Annotated in this window: 19 protein-coding genes; 6 read left to right on the top strand and 13 right to left on the bottom strand. The window is 72.4% G+C overall.

Annotated elements, in window-relative coordinates:
• Positions 1-3: 3 nt before the first annotated feature.
• The 11 genes from ABD324_RS12195 to ABD324_RS12145 all read right to left on the bottom strand — a co-directional run bounded on the left by ABD324_RS12195 (position 4) and on the right by ABD324_RS12145 (position 10399).
• Positions 4-1038 carry an acyl-CoA dehydrogenase family protein gene (locus ABD324_RS12195; RefSeq protein ID WP_344415648.1) on the bottom strand — a complete coding sequence of 345 codons (1035 nt, stop codon included), beginning with the start codon at positions 1036-1038 and terminating at the stop codon, positions 4-6.
• Positions 1038-2219: an acyl-CoA dehydrogenase family protein gene (locus ABD324_RS12190; protein WP_344415646.1), complete on the bottom strand. Its 1182-nt coding sequence runs from the start codon at positions 2217-2219 to the stop codon at positions 1038-1040. The genes ABD324_RS12195 and ABD324_RS12190 overlap by 1 nt, the downstream gene beginning before the upstream one ends.
• A 1-nt stretch (position 2220) precedes the next feature.
• Positions 2221-3081, bottom strand: coding sequence for an SDR family oxidoreductase (locus ABD324_RS12185; RefSeq protein ID WP_344415644.1), 861 nt, complete (start codon positions 3079-3081; stop codon positions 2221-2223).
• A complete protein-coding gene (locus tag ABD324_RS12180; RefSeq protein WP_344416372.1) occupies positions 3081-3941 on the bottom strand; it encodes an enoyl-CoA hydratase in 861 nt (286 codons plus the stop codon). The genes ABD324_RS12185 and ABD324_RS12180 overlap by 1 nt, the downstream gene beginning before the upstream one ends.
• Positions 3942-4011: 70 nt before the next feature.
• Positions 4012-4995 (bottom strand): acyl-CoA dehydrogenase family protein, encoded by a 984-nt coding sequence (locus ABD324_RS12175; RefSeq protein WP_344415642.1) that lies wholly within the window; start codon positions 4993-4995, stop codon positions 4012-4014.
• Positions 4996-4997: 2 nt separating this feature from the next.
• Positions 4998-6131, bottom strand: a complete 1134-nt coding sequence (locus ABD324_RS12170; RefSeq protein WP_344415639.1) for an acyl-CoA dehydrogenase family protein — start codon at positions 6129-6131, stop codon at positions 4998-5000.
• A 4-nt stretch (positions 6132-6135) separates the two neighbouring features.
• A complete protein-coding gene (locus ABD324_RS12165; RefSeq protein WP_344415637.1) occupies positions 6136-6897 on the bottom strand; it encodes an enoyl-CoA hydratase family protein in 762 nt (253 codons plus the stop codon).
• Between the two features lie 10 nt (positions 6898-6907).
• Positions 6908-7684, bottom strand: coding sequence for an SDR family oxidoreductase (locus tag ABD324_RS12160; RefSeq protein ID WP_344415635.1), 777 nt, complete (start codon positions 7682-7684; stop codon positions 6908-6910).
• Positions 7681-8766: an NAD(P)H-dependent flavin oxidoreductase gene (locus tag ABD324_RS12155; protein WP_344415633.1), complete on the bottom strand. Its 1086-nt coding sequence runs from the start codon at positions 8764-8766 to the stop codon at positions 7681-7683. Before ABD324_RS12155 ends, ABD324_RS12160 begins: the two co-directional genes overlap by 4 nt.
• The gene (locus ABD324_RS12150) at positions 8763-9551 is read right to left on the bottom strand and encodes a CoA-transferase subunit beta (RefSeq protein ID WP_344415631.1); all 789 of its coding nucleotides are present in this window, start codon (positions 9549-9551) and stop codon (positions 8763-8765) included. The genes ABD324_RS12155 and ABD324_RS12150 overlap by 4 nt, the downstream gene beginning before the upstream one ends.
• Positions 9548-10399 (bottom strand): CoA transferase subunit A, encoded by an 852-nt coding sequence (locus ABD324_RS12145; RefSeq protein ID WP_344415629.1) that lies wholly within the window; start codon positions 10397-10399, stop codon positions 9548-9550. The genes ABD324_RS12150 and ABD324_RS12145 overlap by 4 nt, the downstream gene beginning before the upstream one ends.
• 178 nt (positions 10400-10577) lie before the next feature.
• Here ABD324_RS12145 and ABD324_RS12140 point away from each other — a divergent pair, with 178 nt between their 5' ends.
• The 5 genes from ABD324_RS12140 (at position 10578) to ABD324_RS12120 (ending at position 15600) form a co-directional block, all read left to right on the top strand.
• A complete protein-coding gene (locus ABD324_RS12140) occupies positions 10578-11189 on the top strand; it encodes a TetR/AcrR family transcriptional regulator (protein WP_344415627.1) in 612 nt (203 codons plus the stop codon).
• A 109-nt stretch (positions 11190-11298) separates the two neighbouring features.
• The gene (locus ABD324_RS12135) at positions 11299-12204 is read left to right on the top strand and encodes an enoyl-CoA hydratase (RefSeq protein WP_344415625.1); all 906 of its coding nucleotides are present in this window, start codon (positions 11299-11301) and stop codon (positions 12202-12204) included.
• 90 nt (positions 12205-12294) lie between these two features.
• Entirely contained in the window at positions 12295-12912 is a 618-nt protein-coding gene (locus tag ABD324_RS12130; protein ID WP_344415623.1) for a TetR/AcrR family transcriptional regulator, read from the top strand.
• 153 nt (positions 12913-13065) lie between these two features.
• Positions 13066-13872 (top strand): SDR family NAD(P)-dependent oxidoreductase, encoded by an 807-nt coding sequence (locus tag ABD324_RS12125; RefSeq protein WP_344415620.1) that lies wholly within the window; start codon positions 13066-13068, stop codon positions 13870-13872.
• Positions 13873-13998: 126 nt separating this feature from the next.
• Complete coding sequence (locus ABD324_RS12120) at positions 13999-15600, top strand: AMP-binding protein (protein ID WP_344415618.1); 1602 nt, start codon at positions 13999-14001, stop codon at positions 15598-15600.
• Between the two features lie 69 nt (positions 15601-15669).
• Here the strand turns inward: ABD324_RS12120 and ABD324_RS12115 are convergent, their stop codons facing one another.
• Positions 15670-15933 (bottom strand): hypothetical protein, encoded by a 264-nt coding sequence (locus tag ABD324_RS12115; RefSeq protein ID WP_344415616.1) that lies wholly within the window; start codon positions 15931-15933, stop codon positions 15670-15672.
• Between the two features lie 387 nt (positions 15934-16320).
• Here ABD324_RS12115 and ABD324_RS12110 point away from each other — a divergent pair, with 387 nt between their 5' ends.
• Positions 16321-16455, top strand: a complete 135-nt coding sequence (locus tag ABD324_RS12110) for a hypothetical protein (RefSeq protein ID WP_344415614.1) — start codon at positions 16321-16323, stop codon at positions 16453-16455.
• A 477-nt stretch (positions 16456-16932) separates the two neighbouring features.
• On the opposite strand, the gene ABD324_RS12105 is transcribed toward ABD324_RS12110, so the two are convergent.
• A complete protein-coding gene (locus tag ABD324_RS12105) occupies positions 16933-18165 on the bottom strand; it encodes an acetyl-CoA C-acetyltransferase (RefSeq protein ID WP_344415611.1) in 1233 nt (410 codons plus the stop codon).
• Between the last annotated feature and the right edge of the window lie 57 nt (positions 18166-18222).

Below are 18222 nucleotides of genomic sequence, written 5' to 3'. Positions count from 1 at the left end.
GCGTCAGGCGAGCCCGGCGCGCCGGGCCACCCGGGAACGCACCCAGCTGCGGCCGCCGAAGAGCAGGTCCGTGGACGCGGCGCGCTTGAAGTACCGGTGGGCCGGATGCTCCCAGGTGAAGCCGATGCCGCCGTGCAGCTGGATGGTCTCCCCCGCCACGGTTCGGAAGGCGTCCGCGCAGTAGGCCTTGGCCAGCGGCCCGGACACCGGGTCCACCACACCGTCCGCCCCGGCCGCCCACAGCGCGTACCAGGCGGTGGACGAGGCCGACTCGACGAGGACCGCCAGGTCCGCACACCTGTGCTGCAGCGCCTGGAAGGTGCCCAGCGGGCGGCCGAACTGGATCCGGGTGCCCAGGTAGGCGACCGTGAGGTCGAGGCAGGCCCGCGCGGCGCCGGCACTCTCCCGGGCCACCGCGGCCAGCATCAGGTCCACCGCGGACTCGACCGCGGCGGCGTCCCCGATCCGGGTCGCGGTCGCGCCGTCGAGCGTGATCCGGGCCTGCGGCCGGGTCTGGTCGAGGGTGGGCAGTGGGGTCACGTCCACCCCGGGTGCGTCGAGCCGGACCAGGGTGAGGACCTCGGCGCCGTCGAGAAGCGCCGGGGTGACGAGCAGGTCGAGCCGCGGGCCGTCCACGACGTGCTCGAGCGTCCCGGTGAGGCGCAGCCCGTCCGCGGCGGCGGTCGCGGCCGGAGCCGGACCGCCCGGGGCCGCGAGGCCCGCCACCCGCTCGCCCGCCGCGATCGCCGGCAGCACCTCGGCCGCCTCGGCCGATCCGGACGAGTCCAGCACCGAGCCCGCGACCGCGTTCTGCAGGAACGGGACCGCGCCCAGCGCGGCGCCGAGCTCGTCGAGCACGATGCCGAGCTCCACGGTGGACGCTCCGGCGCCGCCGTGGCGCTCCCCGATCGTGAGCCCGGTCAGGCCGAGCTCGCCGGACAGCCGCTTCCACAGCGCGTCCGGGCTCCCGTCCTTGGCGAGCACGTCCCGGATCAGCGCCCGCAGGTCCTGCTGCTCGTCGCTGAACGTCACGTCCATCAGGCCGGCCCCCTGGGCATGCCCAGCATCCGCTGGGCGATCACGTTGCGCTGGACCTCGTTCGAGCCGCCGTAGATGGTGTCCGAACGGGTGAAGAGATAGAGCTGCTGGGCGGGGGTCAGGTCACCGTCGCCCGGCCCCGGGGCGACGGTGGCGGACGGCCCCAGGACATCGACCGCGAGCTCACCGAGCCGCTGGTGCCAGGGCGCCCACATCAGCTTCGCGATGTTCGCCTCGGTGCCCGGTGTGGTTCCGGCCGGGGCACCGAGCGTCATGACGGCCGTGTGCCGCAGCACCTGCAGGTCCATCCAGGCGTCGAGCAGCCGGTCCGCCAGCACGGAGTCCTGCACCGCGCCGGTCTCCCGGGCCGTGGCCAGGACCTGCTCGAACTCGCGGGCGAAGCCCATCTGCTGGCCGAAGGTCGACACCCCGCGCTCGAGGGCGAGGGTGCCCATGGCGACCTTCCACCCCTCCCCGGGCGCGCCGACCACGTCGGCCTCGGCCGCCCGGGCGTCGTCGAAGAACACCTCGTTGAACTCCGAGGTGCCCGTGAGCTGGACGATCGGTCGGACGTCGATACCGGGCTGGTCCATCGGCACGAGCAGGTAGGACAGGCCTCGGTGGCGCACCGAACCCGGTTCGGTGCGCGCGATCACGAAGCACCAGTCCGCCTCGGTGGCCAGCGACGTCCAGACCTTCTGGCCGTCGACGTGCCACTCCCCGTCCCGCAGCGCGGCCCGGGTGCTCACCGCTGCCAGGTCGGACCCGGCCCCCGGCTCGGAGTAGCCCTGGCACCACAGCTCGGTGCCGGCGAGGACACCGGGCAGGAAGCGGCGCTTCTGCTCGGGGGTGCCGAACATCAGGAGCGTCGGGGCCAGCAGCTGTTCGCCGATGTGCCCCACGCGCCCGGGCGCACCGGCCCGCGCGTACTCCTCGCCGAAGATGACCTGGCGCTCCCAGGAGAGTGCCCGCCCGCCGTCCGCCTCGGGCCAGCCCAGCCCGATCCAGCCGCCCTCGCCGAGCCGCCGCTCCCAGGCCTTGCGCGCCTCCAGGTGCTCGTGCTCGCGACCCGGGCCACCCGCACCGACCAGCTCGGCGAAGTCGCCGGTGAGGTTGGCGACCAGCCAGGCCGCGATCTCCCGGCGGAACGCCTCGTCCGCCTCGTCGAACCGCAGGTCCACGTCAGGCTCCGTACACCGGGGTCGGCGCCGGAGCCTCCGCGACCAGGTCGAGCACGGCCTTGCCCGCTTCGGCCACCGCGAACCGGCGGCCGATCTCGCGGCGGTGCCCGTAGCGCCAGCCGTCCGCCAGCCCGATCCGGTCGGCCTCGACCTCGAAGACCCGGCCGGTGACCCCGCCCGCCTCCTCAGAGCCAAGCCAGACGACCAGGGGCGACACGTTGTCCGGGGCCATCGCGTCGAAGTCCGAGCCCGCGGTGTCCATCATGTCCGCGAACACGGTCTCGGTCATCGGGGTCCGCGCCGACGGCGCGATCGCGTTGACGGTGATGCCGTAGCGCCCGAGCTCCGCGGCGGCCACGAAGGTCAGGCCCAGCACGCCGGCCTTCGCCGCCGAGTAGTTGCCCTGCCCGACGCTTCCCATCAGGCCGGCACCGGAGCTGGTGTTGACGATGCGACCGCTGACCGGCCTGCCCTCCTTGGCCTGCGCCCGCCAGTACGCCGCGGCGTGGCGCAGCGGACAGAAGTGGCCCTTGAGGTCGACCTCCATCACGAGGTCCCACTCGACCTCGCTCATCCCGACGAGCATCCGGTCCCGCACGAGCCCCGCGTTGTTGACCAGGACGTGCAGGTCCCCGAAGCGCTCGACAGCGGTGGCCACCAGCTGCTCGGCGTACGCCCAGCTCGCCACGTCCCCGGCCGACGCGATCGCCGAGCCACCCGCCGCCGTGATCTCGCCGGCCACCACCTCGGCCGCCCCGCCGACGTCGTTGACGACGACGTCGAAGCCCTCCGCGGCGAAGGCGTGGGCGTGGGCGCGGCCCAGCCCCTGGCCCGCGCCGGTCACGATCGCGACCCGTCCCATCACGAACCCCCACCCTCGGCGCCGCGACGCGCGTCGCGCATGCTGCGGGCGTCCTGCCCGCCGAGCGAGTCGACCCCGACCTCGGCGTTGTGCGCGTGGGCGAAGTGGTGCAGCCCGAACACCGAGTCCATCCCGCTCGACAGGCCCATCAGGTCCTCCGCCTGGTTGATCGCCTTCTTGGTCAGCGCCAGCCCGAAGCGGGGCATGGCCGAGATCCGCTCGGCGAGCGACTCGGTGAAGCCGGCCAGCTCGGCGCGGGGCACCACGTGGTTGACCATGCCCCACCGCTCGGCGCGCGCGGCGTCGATCCGCTCCCCCAGGTAGAGGAACTCCTTGGCCTGGCGCGGCCCCATCACCCACGGGTGCGCGAAGTACTCGACGCCCGGGATCCCCATCCGCACGACCGGGTCGGCGAAGAACGCGTCCTCGGAGGCGACGATGAAGTCGCACACCCAGGCGAGCATCAGCCCGCCGGCGATGCAGGCACCCTGCACCTGGGCGATCATCGGTTTGGGGAGCTCCCGCCAGCGCCGGCACATCCCGAGGTACACCTCGGACTCGCGGGCGAAGCGGTTCTCGCCGCCGGACTTGCCGACGTGGTCCCACCAGAGCCCGGCGCGGCGCGGGAAGGACTGGTCGACGTCCCGGCCGGGGGTGCCGATGTCGTGCCCGGCGCTGAAGTGCTTGCCCTCGCCGCGCAGGATCACGGCGGTGACCGAGTCATCGTCGGCAGCGCGGTAGAAGGCCTCGTCCAGCGCGTACGTCATGGCCGAGTTCTGCGCGTTGCTGTACTGCGGCCGGTTCATGGTCACGACGGCGACGGCGCCGTTCGTCTCGTAGCGGACGACCGGCTCGGCCACCTCGCCCGGTTGCGCCGCCTGCGTGCCGGCGGCAGAGTCGGTGGTGGTCATGCGGGTTCCTCTCCTCGGGTCATCGGGCGGCCGGACCGACCGCGTCCGCGTAGACGGCGCGGTGGTCGGCGGCGGTCCCCCAGGCGGCGGCGAGCGCCCAGGTCCGCTTGGCGTAGAGCTGCAGGTCGTACTCGTCCGTGTAGCCCATGGCGCCGTGGCACTGGATCGCGGTGCGGGAGACCTGGTCCGCCGCGTCCGAGGCCAGTGCCTTGGCCGTCGCCACCGCCCGGCGGAGGTCCCCGGCCCCGGGGTCGCCGTCGCACGCCAGGGCCGCGGCGCGGACGGCGGGCTCGGCGAACCGGATGCCCAGCAGCGCGTCCGCCAGGTGGTGCTTGACGGCCTGGAAGCTGCCGACCGGCGCGCCGAACTGCTGCCGCTGCGCCGTGTAGTCGACGGTCATGGCGAGCTGGCGCTCACCGAGGCCCACCAGCTGGGCCGCCGTGCCCAGAGCGCCGCGCAGGCGGGCCGCCGCCACGTCCCCGGCCGCCACGGTCAGCTCCTCCGCGCCGTCGTCGGCGAGCCGTGCCAGCGGACGGGACCCGTCCACGGCGGGCACCCGAATGCCGGGTACGGCGAGCACCGCGCCCTCGCCGAGCACCAGGACGTGAGTCGCCCCCGGCACCCACGGCACCGGCTCTCCGGCCGGAGCTGCGGTGACCAGTGCGTCACCGGCCACGATCGCGGCGACGAGATCGTCCCGGCCCGCGGCGAGGAGCAGCGGGACGGCGACGAGCGCGGTCTCGACGATCGGGGCCGGCACCGCGGCCCGGCCGGTCTCGACGAGTGCGGGGACCAGGTCGCTCACGGAGAGTCCCAGCCCGCCGGCGGCCTCGGGGACCAGCGCGCCGGGCAGGCCCAGCTCGGCCAGCGAGGCCCAGAGCCCGGCCGCCGTCCCCGGCTTGTCCCACGCCGCGCGGACGACGTCGGCGGTGCACCGGGCGTCCAGGAGCTCACGGGTACCCGCGGCCAGCTCACGCTGCAGCTCGGTCGGACGGAAGTCCACCGCTACCTCCCCACCCGCGGGAGCCCGAGGACCCGCTCCGCCACGATCGTCCGCTGGATCTCGTTGGTCCCCGCGTAGATCGGGCCGGCGAGGCTGAACTGGAACCCGCGGCTCCACGGCTCGTCGACGGCGGCCTCCGCGCCCCTCAGGGCCAGGGCGGTCCGATGGGTCAGCACGTCCAGCTCCGACCACCAGATCTTGTTCAGGCTCGACTCCGCCCCGGCCTTCGCGCCGGCGACGAGATCGCTGACCTGCGAGAGGGTGAAGAGCTGGTACGCGTCCGCGCGCATCGACGCCTCCACGACCTCCTCCCGCAGCCGGCCGCCGGCCCCCTGTGCCTCGGCCAGCTCGCGCAGCCGCCGGGTGGACTCGAGGAACCGGCCGGGCGAGCGCAGGGTGAGCCCCCGCTCGGAGCCCGTCGTCGCCATCGCGACCGACCAGCCCTTGCCGACGCCGCCGAGCACCGCCGAGTCGGGGACGAACACGTCGTCGAGGAAGACCTCGGCGAACCCCTCGTCGCCGTCCAGCCGGCCGAAGCCGCGGACCGTGACCCCGTCCGCGTCAAGCGGGACCAGGAAGTAGGTGAGGCCCTTGTGCCGCACCGACTCCGGGTCCGACCGGAACAACCCGAACAGGTGCGTGCAGAAGGCCCCGCGGGTCGTCCAGGTCTTCTGGCCGGAGAGCCGCCAGCCGCCGTCGACCCGGTTCGCCCGGCTGCTCAGCCCGGCGAGGTCGCTGCCCGCCCCGGGTTCCGACCAGCCCTGGCACCAGAGGTCCTGCGCCGCGGCCATCCGCGGCAGGAGGGCGTCCTGCTGCTCCGGGGTGCCGAACTCGAAGATCGTGGGGGCCAGCAGGAAGATCCCGTTCTGGGTGACCCGCTGGGGAGCACCCGCCCGGTAGTACTCCTCCTCGAACAGCAGCCACTCCCAGAGCGACGCGTCCCGGCCGCCGTACCGTTCCGGCCAGGACACGACCGACCACCGGGCGTCGAAGAGCCGCCGCTCCCAGTCCAGGTGTGCGGCGAAGCCCTCGCGGGTGTCCCCCGAGGGCAGCGGCCGGTCCGGCACGTTCGCCGCGAGCCACTCGCGCGCCCGGGCCCGGAACTCCTCCTGCTCCGGCGTCCAGGTCAGGTCCACGCCGTCACCGCCCGAACGTGTCGCGGACCTCGTCCGCGGTGCCGGAGAGGTTGAGCTCGAAGGTGAACCCCTGCTCGTAGCGGTAGCTCCGCTTGACGTCCCACGGGTCGATGCCGTTGAGGGACTCCTTCGCCGCCCGGATGATCACCGGCGACTTCGCGGCGATGTCCCGGGCGATCTCGAACGCCGCATCCCGCAGCTCCTCGCGCGGGACGATGCTGTGCACGGAGCCGAACGCCGCGAGCTGGTCCGCCGTGGCGGGCTTCGCGGTGTAGACCATCGCCCGCATGAGGTGCTGGGGCACCAGCCGCGACAGGTGGGTGGCGGCGCCGAGCGCACCCCGGTCGACCTCGGGGAGCCCGAACGTCGCGTCCTCGCTGGCCACGATCACGTCCGAGTTGCCGACCAGACCGATCCCGCCGCCGAGACAGAAGCCCTGCACCGCCGAGATGACCGGGACCGGGCAGTCGTAGACGGCGGCGAAGGCCGCGTAGCAGCCCCGGTTGACCCCGATGATCTCGGAGTTGTCCGGGCAGGCCTGGATGGCCTTGATGTCCACGCCGGCGTTGAACCCGCGCCCCTCGGCGCGCAGCACGACCACACGGGTGGCGGGGTCCGCACCCGCCGCGGTCAGCGCGTCCGCCAGTGCGAACCACCCCGCCGCGGTCAGGGCGTTGACCGGAGGCGCGTCCATGACGACCTCGACGACGCCGTCGCGCGCCGGCAGGGACGTGACGCCGTGGGCGGTCGGAACTGCGGTGCTCATCGGGTGGCTCCTAGGGATGCTGGGACGAGACCGAGACGATCTCGCCGGTCAGGTAGCTCGAGTAGTCGCTGGCCAGGAAGGCGATCACCGTGGCGACCTCCCACGGCTCCGCGGCGCGGCCGAACGCCTCGCGACCCGCGAGCTCGTCGAGAAGCTCCTCGGTCGTGACCTTCGCGAGGAAGGCGTGGGCGGCGATGCTCGGGGACACGGCGTTCACCCGGATCCCCAGGTGCGCGACGTCCATCGCGGAGCACCGGGTCAGCGCCATCACGCCCGCCTTCGCCGCGGCGTAGTGCGCCTGGCCCTGCTGGGCCCGCCACCCGACCACCGACGCGTTGTTCACGATCACCCCGCAGCGCTGCTCCGCCATCACCGCCAGGGCGGCGCGGGTGCAGCGGAACGTGCCCGTCAAGGTCACGTCGAGGACCTGCGACCACTGCTCGTCCGTCATCTCGAGCACGCTGGCGGTGCCGCCGAGACCGGCGTTGTTCACCATGACGTCGAGCCTGCCGTGGGCCTCGACGGTCGCCGCGACCATGCGCCGGACCTGCTCCTCGTCCGTCACGTCGCAGGGCACGGTGAGCGGCTTGCGACCGGCGGCCTCGGCGAGGCTCGCGGCGGTCTCGGCCAGCCGGCGCTCGTGGCGGTCGCTGATCACGACCTCCGCCCCCTCCTGCAGGCAGCGCAGGGCGGTGGCCGAGCCGATGCCGGTGCCGGCGGCGGCGGTCACCAGGACCACCTTGTCGCGCAGCAGGTCGCGGCCCTCGGGGGGAACCGGTGCGGTCATGACGTGCCCCCCAGCCGGGCGAGGGTCTTCTCGGCCTCGGTGACGATCCGGTCGATCAGCTCAGCACAGCTGGGCAGCTCGTCGATCAGGCCCGCGACCTGTCCGCTCGCCAGGCTGCCGAGGTCCACCCGGCCCTCGACCATGCCGGTCCTGATCATCATCGGGGTGTTGGCGGCCATCAGGAGCTGGCGCAGGCTCAGCTCGCGCTGCCGGCGCATCGCCAGACCCTGGCGGACGATCCCCGGCCAGGACTCCCCGACGTGCTGCTTGAGCGCCACCGCGCTGCGCACCGCCCGGACCACGCCGCGCGGCCCGCCGCCCCGCCCGGACACCAGCTCCTCCACGAGCGGCGTCCGCAGGACCCGTTGGGGCACACCGTCGATCAGGTCGGTCACGACCGTGCCGTCCAGCCCCGCCGACAGGTACGCCTGCTTGACGTTCGCCGGGACCGTGCTGTCCGAGGTCAACAGGAACCGGGTACCCATCGCGATCGCCTCGGCCCCGTAGGCCAGCGCCGCGACGAGCCCCCGCCCGTCGAAGAAGCCGCCGGCGGCGATCACCGGGATCTCGACCGCGTCCACGACCTGCGGGACGAGGAGGCCGGTGGGGACCTGACCGGTGTGCCCGCCGCCCTCGCCGCCCTGCACGAGGACCGCGTCCGCGCCCCAGGCCGCCATCTTCTCCGCATGCCGGCGCGCCCCGATCGAGGGGATGACGACGATCCCGGCGTCCTTGAGCAGCCGGAACACGTCCTGCTTCGGCGCCAGTGCGAACGACGCCACCGGTACCTTCTCGGCGACCAGCAGCTCCGCACGCTGCCGCACGTCCGTCGCGGTGCCGACGAGGTTGACCCCGAACGGGGCCTCGGTCCGGGACCGGATCAGCCGGATCCCGGCGACCATCTCCTCGCGGCTCAGGGTGGCCGAGGCCAGGATTCCCAGGCCGCCCGCGTTCGCGGTGGCGGCCGTGAGCTCGGGCCCGGACACCCAGCCCATGCCGGTCTGGACGATCGGGTACCGGACCCCGGTCAGCTCCGTGACGCGGGTCCTCAGCTCCGGCACCGGGAGCGGGACCGGCGTCATCGCGGCTTCACCTCGCGCTCCCGCAGGCCCTTCGGGTCGATGACCTCGCGGATGAGCGCGAGCTCGGCGTCGGTGGGCAGGGGCGTGGTGACGACGTCCTCCGCGTGCGCGAGCTCGAACCCGGTCGCCTCGACGACCTCCGCCACGGACACGCCGGGGTGGGTCGAGACGAGGCGCATCGCGTGGTCCGGGCCGCCGAAGTCCAGGACGGCGAGGTTCGTGACGACCCGGCGCAGGTCCAGGTAGCGCAGCGCCGTCGGCCCGGCGGCCGCTGCCCGGTCGTACCCGATGCCGCAGACCACGTCGACCTTCTCGACGAACACCCGCGGGCTGTGCCGGCCGACCCAGTAGCTGGTGGCGTGGTTCGCGGTGTTGCCCGGCGCGCCGCGCATCCCGAGCAGCGCACGCTTCGGCCGGTCGTAGTCACCGATCGCCGAGAGGTTCGCGTTCCCGAAACGGTCCAGCTGCACCGGGCCCATCATCACGTGCCGGCGGCCGGAGTCCACGACGTCGAACACCGTGCGGAAGGGCAGCCATCCCTCGATGGCGGGCGGGGGCTCCCCCACCGCCCAGATCCCCGCGACCAGCCGGGCCTCCCCGTCGGAGAGCAGGAGGTCCGGGTCGGTCGTGGCGCGGGCCAGCCTGGCGCCGATCGTCGGGATCAGGGTGATGGGGCTCGCCAGGATCTCCCCGTCGCCCTCCCACGCCCGCGCACACGCGACGGCGCAGATCTCGGCGAGAGTGGCCGGCCGGACCTGCTCCGGCGCCTCGGACACCGCGGTCACGATCCCACCCCCACACCGGCCGCACGCCGGTAGCTCGTCTCGTCCCCGCCCAGGTAGCGCTCGACGAACGCCTCCCAGGTGTCGGGGCTCGCCGCGGCCTGCGCGTACTCGCTCTGGAGCTGCTCGTCCCGAGCGTAGTCGGGCTCGCACGAGGTGAAGTGCGCGCCGAACGGCGCGTGCACGACCCCCTCGACGAACCAGCGCTGCACCAGCAGCTCCTGCGGCGGGCCGGACACCAGCTCCTCCGTCGGCACGATGCGCTCGGCCGACACGTACGCCTTGTCGGCGGCCTGACAGAACAGGTCGTCGAAGTACGGGTCGATGCCCAGGTAGCGCGCGTTGCCCGAGGCGTCCGCACGGTGCAGGTGGACCAGCGCCGCGTCGAGCCGCAGTGCGGGCATCGCGAGCAGCTCCTCGGTGCCGTACGGGTCCTTCACCAGGCGCAGCGCGGGATCCGAGCGCAGCACGTCCGAGGCCAGGCCGGCCCGGGTCGGCAGGAACGGCAGCCGGTGGGCCGCAGCGCGCAGGCCCCACTGCAGCATGCCCTCGTCGTACTCCGTGAACCGCACCCCGCCCCGTTCCCGGGCGGCCCGGAAGTGCGGCTCCAGCGGGATCGAGTCCAGGGAGACGAACCCGTAGACCAGGTGGCTCACCTTGCCCGCGGCCAGCAACAGGCCCACGTCCGGCCCGCCGTACGACACGACCGTCAGATCCCGGATGTCGGAGCGCAGGAGCGCACGGACCAGGGACATCGGCTTGCGCCGCGACCCCCAGCCGCCGATCCCGATCGTCATCCCGGACTCCAGCCTCGAGACGACATCCTGCTCGGTCATGAGCTTGTCGGCCACCCCACCACCCCGTTCGACCCCAGCGGCAACTCCGGCCGACCGTACACGAGCAAGCGCTTGGTTGAAAGACCGTCGAGGCCGGGTGCCGGGTGGCGGCGCCCACGCATCCGGGACTCGCACCGACGGACCACTATAGGCTGATGAAGCAAGCGCTTGCGCCAGGATCGAGGAGGCCGCAGTGACCCGGACGACCGACCGCCGGTCCTCGATCCTGAGCGGTGCCGCGGAGCTCTTCGCCCGGCAGGGCGTGGCCTCGAGCACGGTCCGCCAGATCGCCGACCGGGTCGGCATGCTCTCCGGCAGCCTCTACCACCACTTCCCGTCCAAGGACGCGATGGTCGTCGAGATCCTCACGGGGTACCTCGACAACCTGCTCGCCCGCTACCGCAGCGTCCTCGGCGAGGGACTGAGCCCCCGCGCCAGGCTCGAACGGCTGGTCCACGCGTCGCTCACCGAGGCCGAGCTCTTCCCGCACGCCACGCTCGTCTACCAGAACGAGCTGACCTACCTCCGCAGCGGCGAGACCGTGCGCAGCCACCCCGGGTTCGAGGGCGTCCGGGCGGCCGCGGCCGAGGTGCAGCAGACCTGGATGGACGTCATCGAGGCCGGCCGCGCGGACGGGTCGTTCCGGACCGACATCGACGCCCGCGTGTTCTACCGCTTCCTGCGGGACTCTGTGTGGCTCGCCGTGCACTGGCACCGGCCCGACGGCGGCCCCGGCATCGACCGCCTGGCCGGCGACTGCGTCTCCCTGTTCCTCGACGGCTTCGCCACCTTCGACGAGGCCTGAGCACGGGAGGGTTGCGGAGCGCCGCGCGACTTGACAGAGTCGTCAGAAACTCCGGCCCGGTCGCTCGTCGCCGCCGGAGCCGGCCACAGACGACCTGCAGGGGGAATCGATGACGACCTCCGTCCGACAGTCCGCCGTCCTCTACGAGACGCTCGAGGAGGGCCGGATCGCGCGCATCACGCTCAACCGGCCGGGCACCCACAACGCCCAGAACCGCCAGCTCCTGGTGGAGCTCGACGATGCCTTCGCCCGGGCCGAGCGGGACGACATGGTCCGCGTCGTGATCCTGCGCGGGTCCGGCCGCTCGTTCTCGGCCGGACACGACCTCGGCTCCCCGGAGGCGGTGGCCGAGTGGACGCCGGGCCCCGACCAGCACTCCACCCACTCGTTCAACGGGGGGACCCTCGAGGGCGCGGAGTGGCGGACCCGCCAGGAGTGGCACTACTACTTCGAGAACACCCGCCGGTGGCGTGAGCTGCGCAAGATCACGATCGCCCAGGTGCACGGCAAGGTGCTCTCGGCGGGCCTGATGCTGGCATGGGCCTGCGACCTGATCGTCGCGGCGGACGACACGGTGTTCGCCGACGTTGTCGGCACCCGGCTGGGGATGTGCGGGGTGGAGTACTTCGCCCACCCGTGGGAGTTCGGACCGCGCAAGGCCAAGGAGCTCCTGCTCACCGGCGACGCTCTCGACGCCGACGACGCGCACTCGCTGGGCATGGTGAGCAAGGTGTTCCCGCTCGACGAGCTGGATGACCGCACGCTCGCCTTCGCCCAGCGGGTCGCCCGGATCCCTTCGTTTGCCGCGCTCCTGATTAAGGAGTCGGTGAACTCGACCCAGGACGCGATGGGCTTCCCCGCGGCGCTCAAGAGCTGCTTCGCGCTCCACGAGCTGAACCACGCGCACTGGAGCGAGGTCTCGGGCGGCAAGGTGATGGCCGGAACCCCCGAGTACGGGCTCGACGACTGGCGAGAGGCCCCTGCCCTCCGGCGCGCAACCAAGGACCAACCCTAACATCTGACGAGAATGCCAGACTTCGACCTCGTTGCCGTCCGGACGGCTAGACTCCGAATTCGGACCAGGCCAGACCAAGGACGGCGCAACATGACCCTTCCTGGAACGGACGTCGAACAGGACGCCGCCGAGGCACAGCTCGGCGAACGCGCCATTCGGACGCGGGACTCGATCGTGGACGCCGCCCGCACGCTTTTCCTGACCAAGGGGTATGCGGGAACGCGCATCGCGGACATCACGGATGCCTGCAACATCTCCCGGGCGGGCTTCTACACGTACTTCAAGGACAAGCTCGAGGTCTTCTACCTGCTCGGGCGCACCGCGTACCGAGAGAACCTCGCCATCTTCTCGGCCTGGGAGGAAATGTCCCGTCCGTGCACCCGCGCGGACGTCGACAGCTGGGTGCTTCGGTACTTCGCCTTTCTCGATCTGCACGGCGCGTTCGTCCTCTCGGCCAACACCACACCCGACAGTGACGAGGTGCGGGCCGATTCCACCCGGATGACCGTGCGGTGCTGCTTTCTTCTCGGCGTCGGACTGAGAGCCAGGCAGAACGTCCCGACGGAGACACCGGAGGCCCTCGGCATGGCCTTCAAGTCACTGCTTGACCGGACGTGGCACCAGCTGCGGGTCGAGCCCCTCCCAATGGAGGACGACGAGGTCAGGGGCGCCGTCATCGACATCCTGCTCGCCACCCTCGACAACTGACACCCCCGTCACCCCGCTGGTGAACGGGGCGTCAGAAACCGCGCCCGACCGGCGGTCAGGCGCGGCGGACGGTCCACGACGGCGTGGGCCGTCGTCCCACCGACCCGGACTCACTGAGGAGCCAGACGTGAACACCAGCACTGGAGCAGCAGCGTGACCGCCACCGACTCGTCCCCCGTCCCCGACTTCGTCGGTCTGCTCCGGCTAGACGACCGGCGCTACGTCGTCGCCGGCGCCGGCGTCGGCATGGGCCGCCAGACCGCCCACGCCCTGGCCCAGGCGGGCGCCGCCGCGATCGTCTGCGTCGACGTCGACGCGGACCGGGCCAAGGAGATCGCCGAGGAGGTCGGCACCGTCGCCCACCCCTGGACCGGAGACGTGACCACCCGCGAGGGAGCCGCGGCCCTGGGCACCTTCGTCGACGAGGAGCTCGGCGGGATCGACGGGTTCGTCGACATCATCGGCATGGCCAAGTGGGAGTCGATCCTCGACATGTCGGACGAGACGTTCGACTGGCAGATCGACATCAACCTGCGGCACGCGTTCCTCCTCTCCCAGGAGCTCGGCCGCCGCATGGCCGCGGCGGGCGGCGGCAGCATGGTCTTCGTCGGCTCCGTGAGCGGCCTGACGGGTGCACCGATGCACGCCGCGTACGGTGCGGCGAAGGCCGGCCTGTCGGGCTGGGTCCGCTCGCTAGCGCAGGAGCTCGGCCCGAAGAACATCCGCGCGAACGCGGTCGCCCCGGGCAGCATCCTCAGCCCTCGTATGGACGCGGTGTTCACCGACGACCTCCGCCGGGCGAACTCCGAGAACGCCCCGCTCGGGCGGATGGGCGCGACCTCCGAGGTCGCCTCCGCCGCCCTCTTCCTCGCCAGTGACCTGTCGAGCTACATCACCGGCCGGACCCTCGTCGTGGACGGCGGCGTGGACGTGAAGTTCCAGTACCCTTCGACTCTCTGACGGGGGCACCCGGGCCGGAGCCCGCCTTGACCAGGGGCTCGCGCTCAACCTAGCCTAGCAAGCGATTGCTTGGCAATGAGCGCGGCGCAACGGCGGACGGCTCACGAACGCTATGAAAGGCGGCCCATGACAGCAGGACGGGAGGCCGGCGCGGGCGCCGGCGCCCTCCTCGACGAGCCCAGCGAGCACGACTGCCTGCCGGGCGCCCTGCGGCGTGCGGCCGCGCTCCACCCCTCGGTGGAGGCGGTCGTCGACAGCGAGCATCGGCTGGACTACCGAGCCCTCCTCGTCGAGGTGGAGCGAGTGGCCGCCGCTCTGCTCAGCCGCGGCGTCCGCCCGGGGGACCGGGTCGCCGTCTGGGCACCGAACTCGGTCCGCTGGGCGCTCGCTGCGCTCGGCGTGGTCCACATCGGAGCCACCCTGGTGCCGGTCAACTCGCGGTACCGGGGCGAGGAGGCGCAGGGAATCCTCGCCCGGAGCGGCGCGGTCGCGCTCTTCGTCGAGGACGGCTTCCTGGGCACGGGGTACCTCTCGATGCTGGACGGGGCCGAGCCCCTCCCCCTGCTGCACACGCGGGTGTCGTTCACCCCCACGGACCTGGGCCTGTCCTGGGAGAGCTTCCTCGACGGCAGCGCGACCACCGACCGCACCGCCGTCGAAGGGGCCTCCCGGGCCGTCGGGCCGGACACCCTGCTGCAGATCATGTTCACCTCCGGCAGCACCGGGAAGCCGAAGGGCGTCCTGCAGCGCCATGGGCAGATGGTGCGCACGATCGCCACGTACACCGCCGGGCTCCGCCTGCGGGCCGGCGACCGGTACCTGCTGGTCAACCCCTTCTTCCACGGGTTCGGGCTGAACGCCGGCCTGTACGCGTGCATCATCCGGGGGGCCACCGCGCTCGCGGTGCGCAGGTTCGACGCCGGCGAGGCCCTGGACCTGATCGAACGCGAACGGGTCACCGGCATACCGGGGCCACCCACCCTGTACTCCTCGCTCCTGGACCACCCAGCCCGGGCGGATCGGGACATCTCCACGCTGCGGCTGGCGGTCACCGGGGCGTCGGTCATCCCCTCCCAGCTCATCCGCCGGATGCGGGACGAGCTCGGCTTCCGGGACATCGTCACCGCCTACGGGCTGACCGAGGCATGCGGTTTCGCGACTATGTGCAGCCCGGACGATCCCGACGAGGTCGTCGAGCACACAAGCGGCCGCGCGATGCCTAGGGTCGAGGTCACCATCGCAGCGGTCGACGGTTCCGAGCACGGCGAGATCCTGGTGCGCGGCGAGAACATCATGTTCGGGTACACCGACGACCCTGTGGCGACGGCGAAGGCCGTCGACGCCGAGGGCCGGCTGCACACCGGGGACCTCGGCTACCTCGACGCCGACGGCAACCTGCACATCACCGGCCGGATGGGCGACATGTTCATCGTCGGCGGGTTCAACGTCGCGCCGGCCGAGGTCGAGGAGGTTCTCTGCCGGCATCCGGCCGTCTCCGAGGCTGCGGTCATCGGCGTTCCGGACGACCGCATGGGCGAGTCCGGCCAAGCCTTCGTGGTGCTCCGCCACCGCGCCGAGGCCCTGGGACCCGACGACCTCGTCGCCTGGTGCTGCACCCGGCTCGCCAACTTCAAGGTCCCCCGCACCGTGGCGGTGGTCCCCGAGCTCCCCCGTGCCGACACGGGGAAGGTCGACAAGGCGGCGCTCCGCCGGCGCGCCACGACCTGAGCGTCCGTACGCCGGGCCCGAACCGATGGAGACAGTGTGGACGACGTGCAGAGCGCCTCCCGAGAGTTCCTACGGGACCCGCGGACCATCGTCGACCAGGAGCCCGCGGTCATGGACGCGCTGGCGGCGCCAGCGTTCGGCGATCTCCAGCTCGCCGCAGTCGACGGGATCCCGACGGTCCGGCGTGCCGCCGAACAACGCGGGATCACCGAGGTCGACCACGTCGATGACCTGCTGGCGGACAGGATCCCGGCGCTCGCCGAGATCGTCGACGGACACGATCCGGCGCGGTTCACGGACCTCGACGACTACGTGCCCCGTCCTGTACGACACAGACGTCTACAAGGACTACGACCCTGCGCTGGTCGACGCGGGGGACTTCCCGGGACTGGCCCGGTGGCTGGACCGGCTCACGTCGGTCGACCTGTCCGAGGTGGACATGACCGGCTGTTCCGGGCTCACCGAGTGGTGCCGGCGGCTCGACGATCAGGCGACTTGTTCGTGTGCCATTCCACGGGCACCACCGGGACCCTGTCCCTGGTCCCCCGGGTCCCGCCTGCACCGCGACACCACGGTCGACGACGTGGTCTACCGCAACCGGCCGCTCTTCCAGCGCTTCGAGGCCGACGAGGTCACCTTTTCGCGCTGAGTCCCCGCCTCCTCTACCCCATCACCCAGGCCATCTACGACAGACTCGAGGAGCGGCACCGCACCAGGCCCGTGCAGGTCCTCGACCTGTTCCACAGCCCCGAGTTCCACATCGCACAGGGCCGCCTGCGCATCGCCAAGATCCAGGGCACCCTCGACACCTGTCTGCGGGACCCGCGCGTCGCCGCGCATCGGGCGAAGGTCTAGGAGTACCTGCGGTCCTTCCCGGAGCTGACCCAGCGTTGGACCGAGAACCTGGTGCGGGGTGAAGGACGGCGTGACCCTCCCGGCCGACTGAATGTCACAGCTCCACGACGTCACCGGAGTCGGTCGGGAGAACGTGACCTCGCAGTGGGGGATGTCCGAGATCACCGGCCGGTGGGACGCTGCGGGGAGGGCATGTACCACGTCCCGCCGGCCATCGTCCCGTACCTGCTCACCCGGACACCAGCACGGCTCTCCCCCGGCGGGGGTGCGGTCGGGTCGGATCCCTGCTCGAGCTCAACTCCGCGAGCTGCTGGGGCGGACTACTCGGCGGCGACCGGGCACGATTGACTCGGACTGCCGATGCGGCCGGCGTGGCCCGTTGCTCCACGCCGACAGCATCCGACGTCTCTGAGGCCGTCACGACAAAGCGCCGGCGCCCCGGGGAACTCGGGGTGCCGGCGCTTTGTCGTGACGGGCCTAGTCGACCCGTTCGATCACCATCGCCATGCCCTGGCCACCCGCAGCGCACATGGTCACCACGCCGCGTTCCAGATCGGACTCCTGGAGGCCGTGGATCAGCGTCGTCGTCAGGCGGGCGCCGGTCTGCCCGAACGGATGCCCGAGCGCGATCGCCCCGCCGCGCGTGTTGACGCGGTCCATGTCGATCCCGATGCGATCCACGCACGGCAGCACCTGCGCGGCGAAGGCCTCATTGAGCTCCATCAGGTCGATGTCGCCGACGACCATGCCGGCGTGCCGGAGTGCCCTTTCCACGGCGTCCACCGGACCGAGGCCCATGATCTCCGGGCTCAGCGCGGACACCCCGGTGGAGACGACCCGGGCCAGCGGCGCCACACCGAGGGCGGCAGCCTTGGTCTCCGACATGACGACGAGGGCGGCGGCCCCGTCGTTCAGCGGGCAGCAGTTCCCCGCGGTCACGGTCCCGTCCTCACGAAAGACGGGCGCCAGCGACGCCAGCTTCTCCGCGGTGACGCCCGCCCGCGGTCCGTCGTCGGTGCGCACGACCGTGCCGTCCGGGAGCGTGACGGGGGTGATGTCACGCTCGAAGAAGCCCGACGCGATGGCCGCCTCGGCACGGTTCTGGCTCAGCGCCGCGAACTCGTCCTGGGCGTTCCGTCCGACGCCGCACAGCTTGGCGACGTTCTCCGCCGTCAGGCCCATCGCGACGTACAGGTCCGGCAGCTCGCCGTCGAGCCTGGGGTCCTTCCAGGGCTCGCCCTCCGTGATCCGGCGCGCGGACAGTTCCGCGGCGGGCGCCATCAGCGGGTTGCGTGTGTCCGGCATGCCGTCGGCCTTGCCCCTTCCGTACCGGGACACGCACTCGACCCCGGCGGAGATGATCACGTCCGCCTCCCCGGCACGGATCGCGTGAGCCGCCATACGGGTGGTCTGCACGCTGGAGGCGCAGTACCGCTGCACAGTCGCCCCGGGAACACTGTCCAGACCAAGCAGGACGGACACCGCCCGCCCGAGCCCGTAACCCTGCTCTCCGGCGGGCTGGCCGCAGCCGATCAGGAGATCGTCGACTGTGGCCGGGTCGAGCTCCGGCACCTGACAGAGGGCGGCTCGCACAATCTGCGCCGCCAGGTCGTCCGCTCGAACGTCGCGCAGGGAGCCCTTCCCCGCGCGCCCGATCGGTGACCGCGTGGCCGCCACGATCACAGGTTGTGCGCCGTCAACGGCTCTCACTCTGACCTCCCGGTCGATGCTCGTTCCGATGCTCCGTGACCCCGGATCCGGCCGGAC

Source organism: Pseudonocardia ailaonensis (assembly GCF_039531635.1).
GTDB lineage: Bacteria > Actinomycetota > Actinomycetes > Mycobacteriales > Pseudonocardiaceae > Pseudonocardia > Pseudonocardia ailaonensis.
The sequence above is the reverse complement of the archived record's forward strand: the minus strand, read 5'-3'. Positions and strand labels throughout refer to the sequence as shown.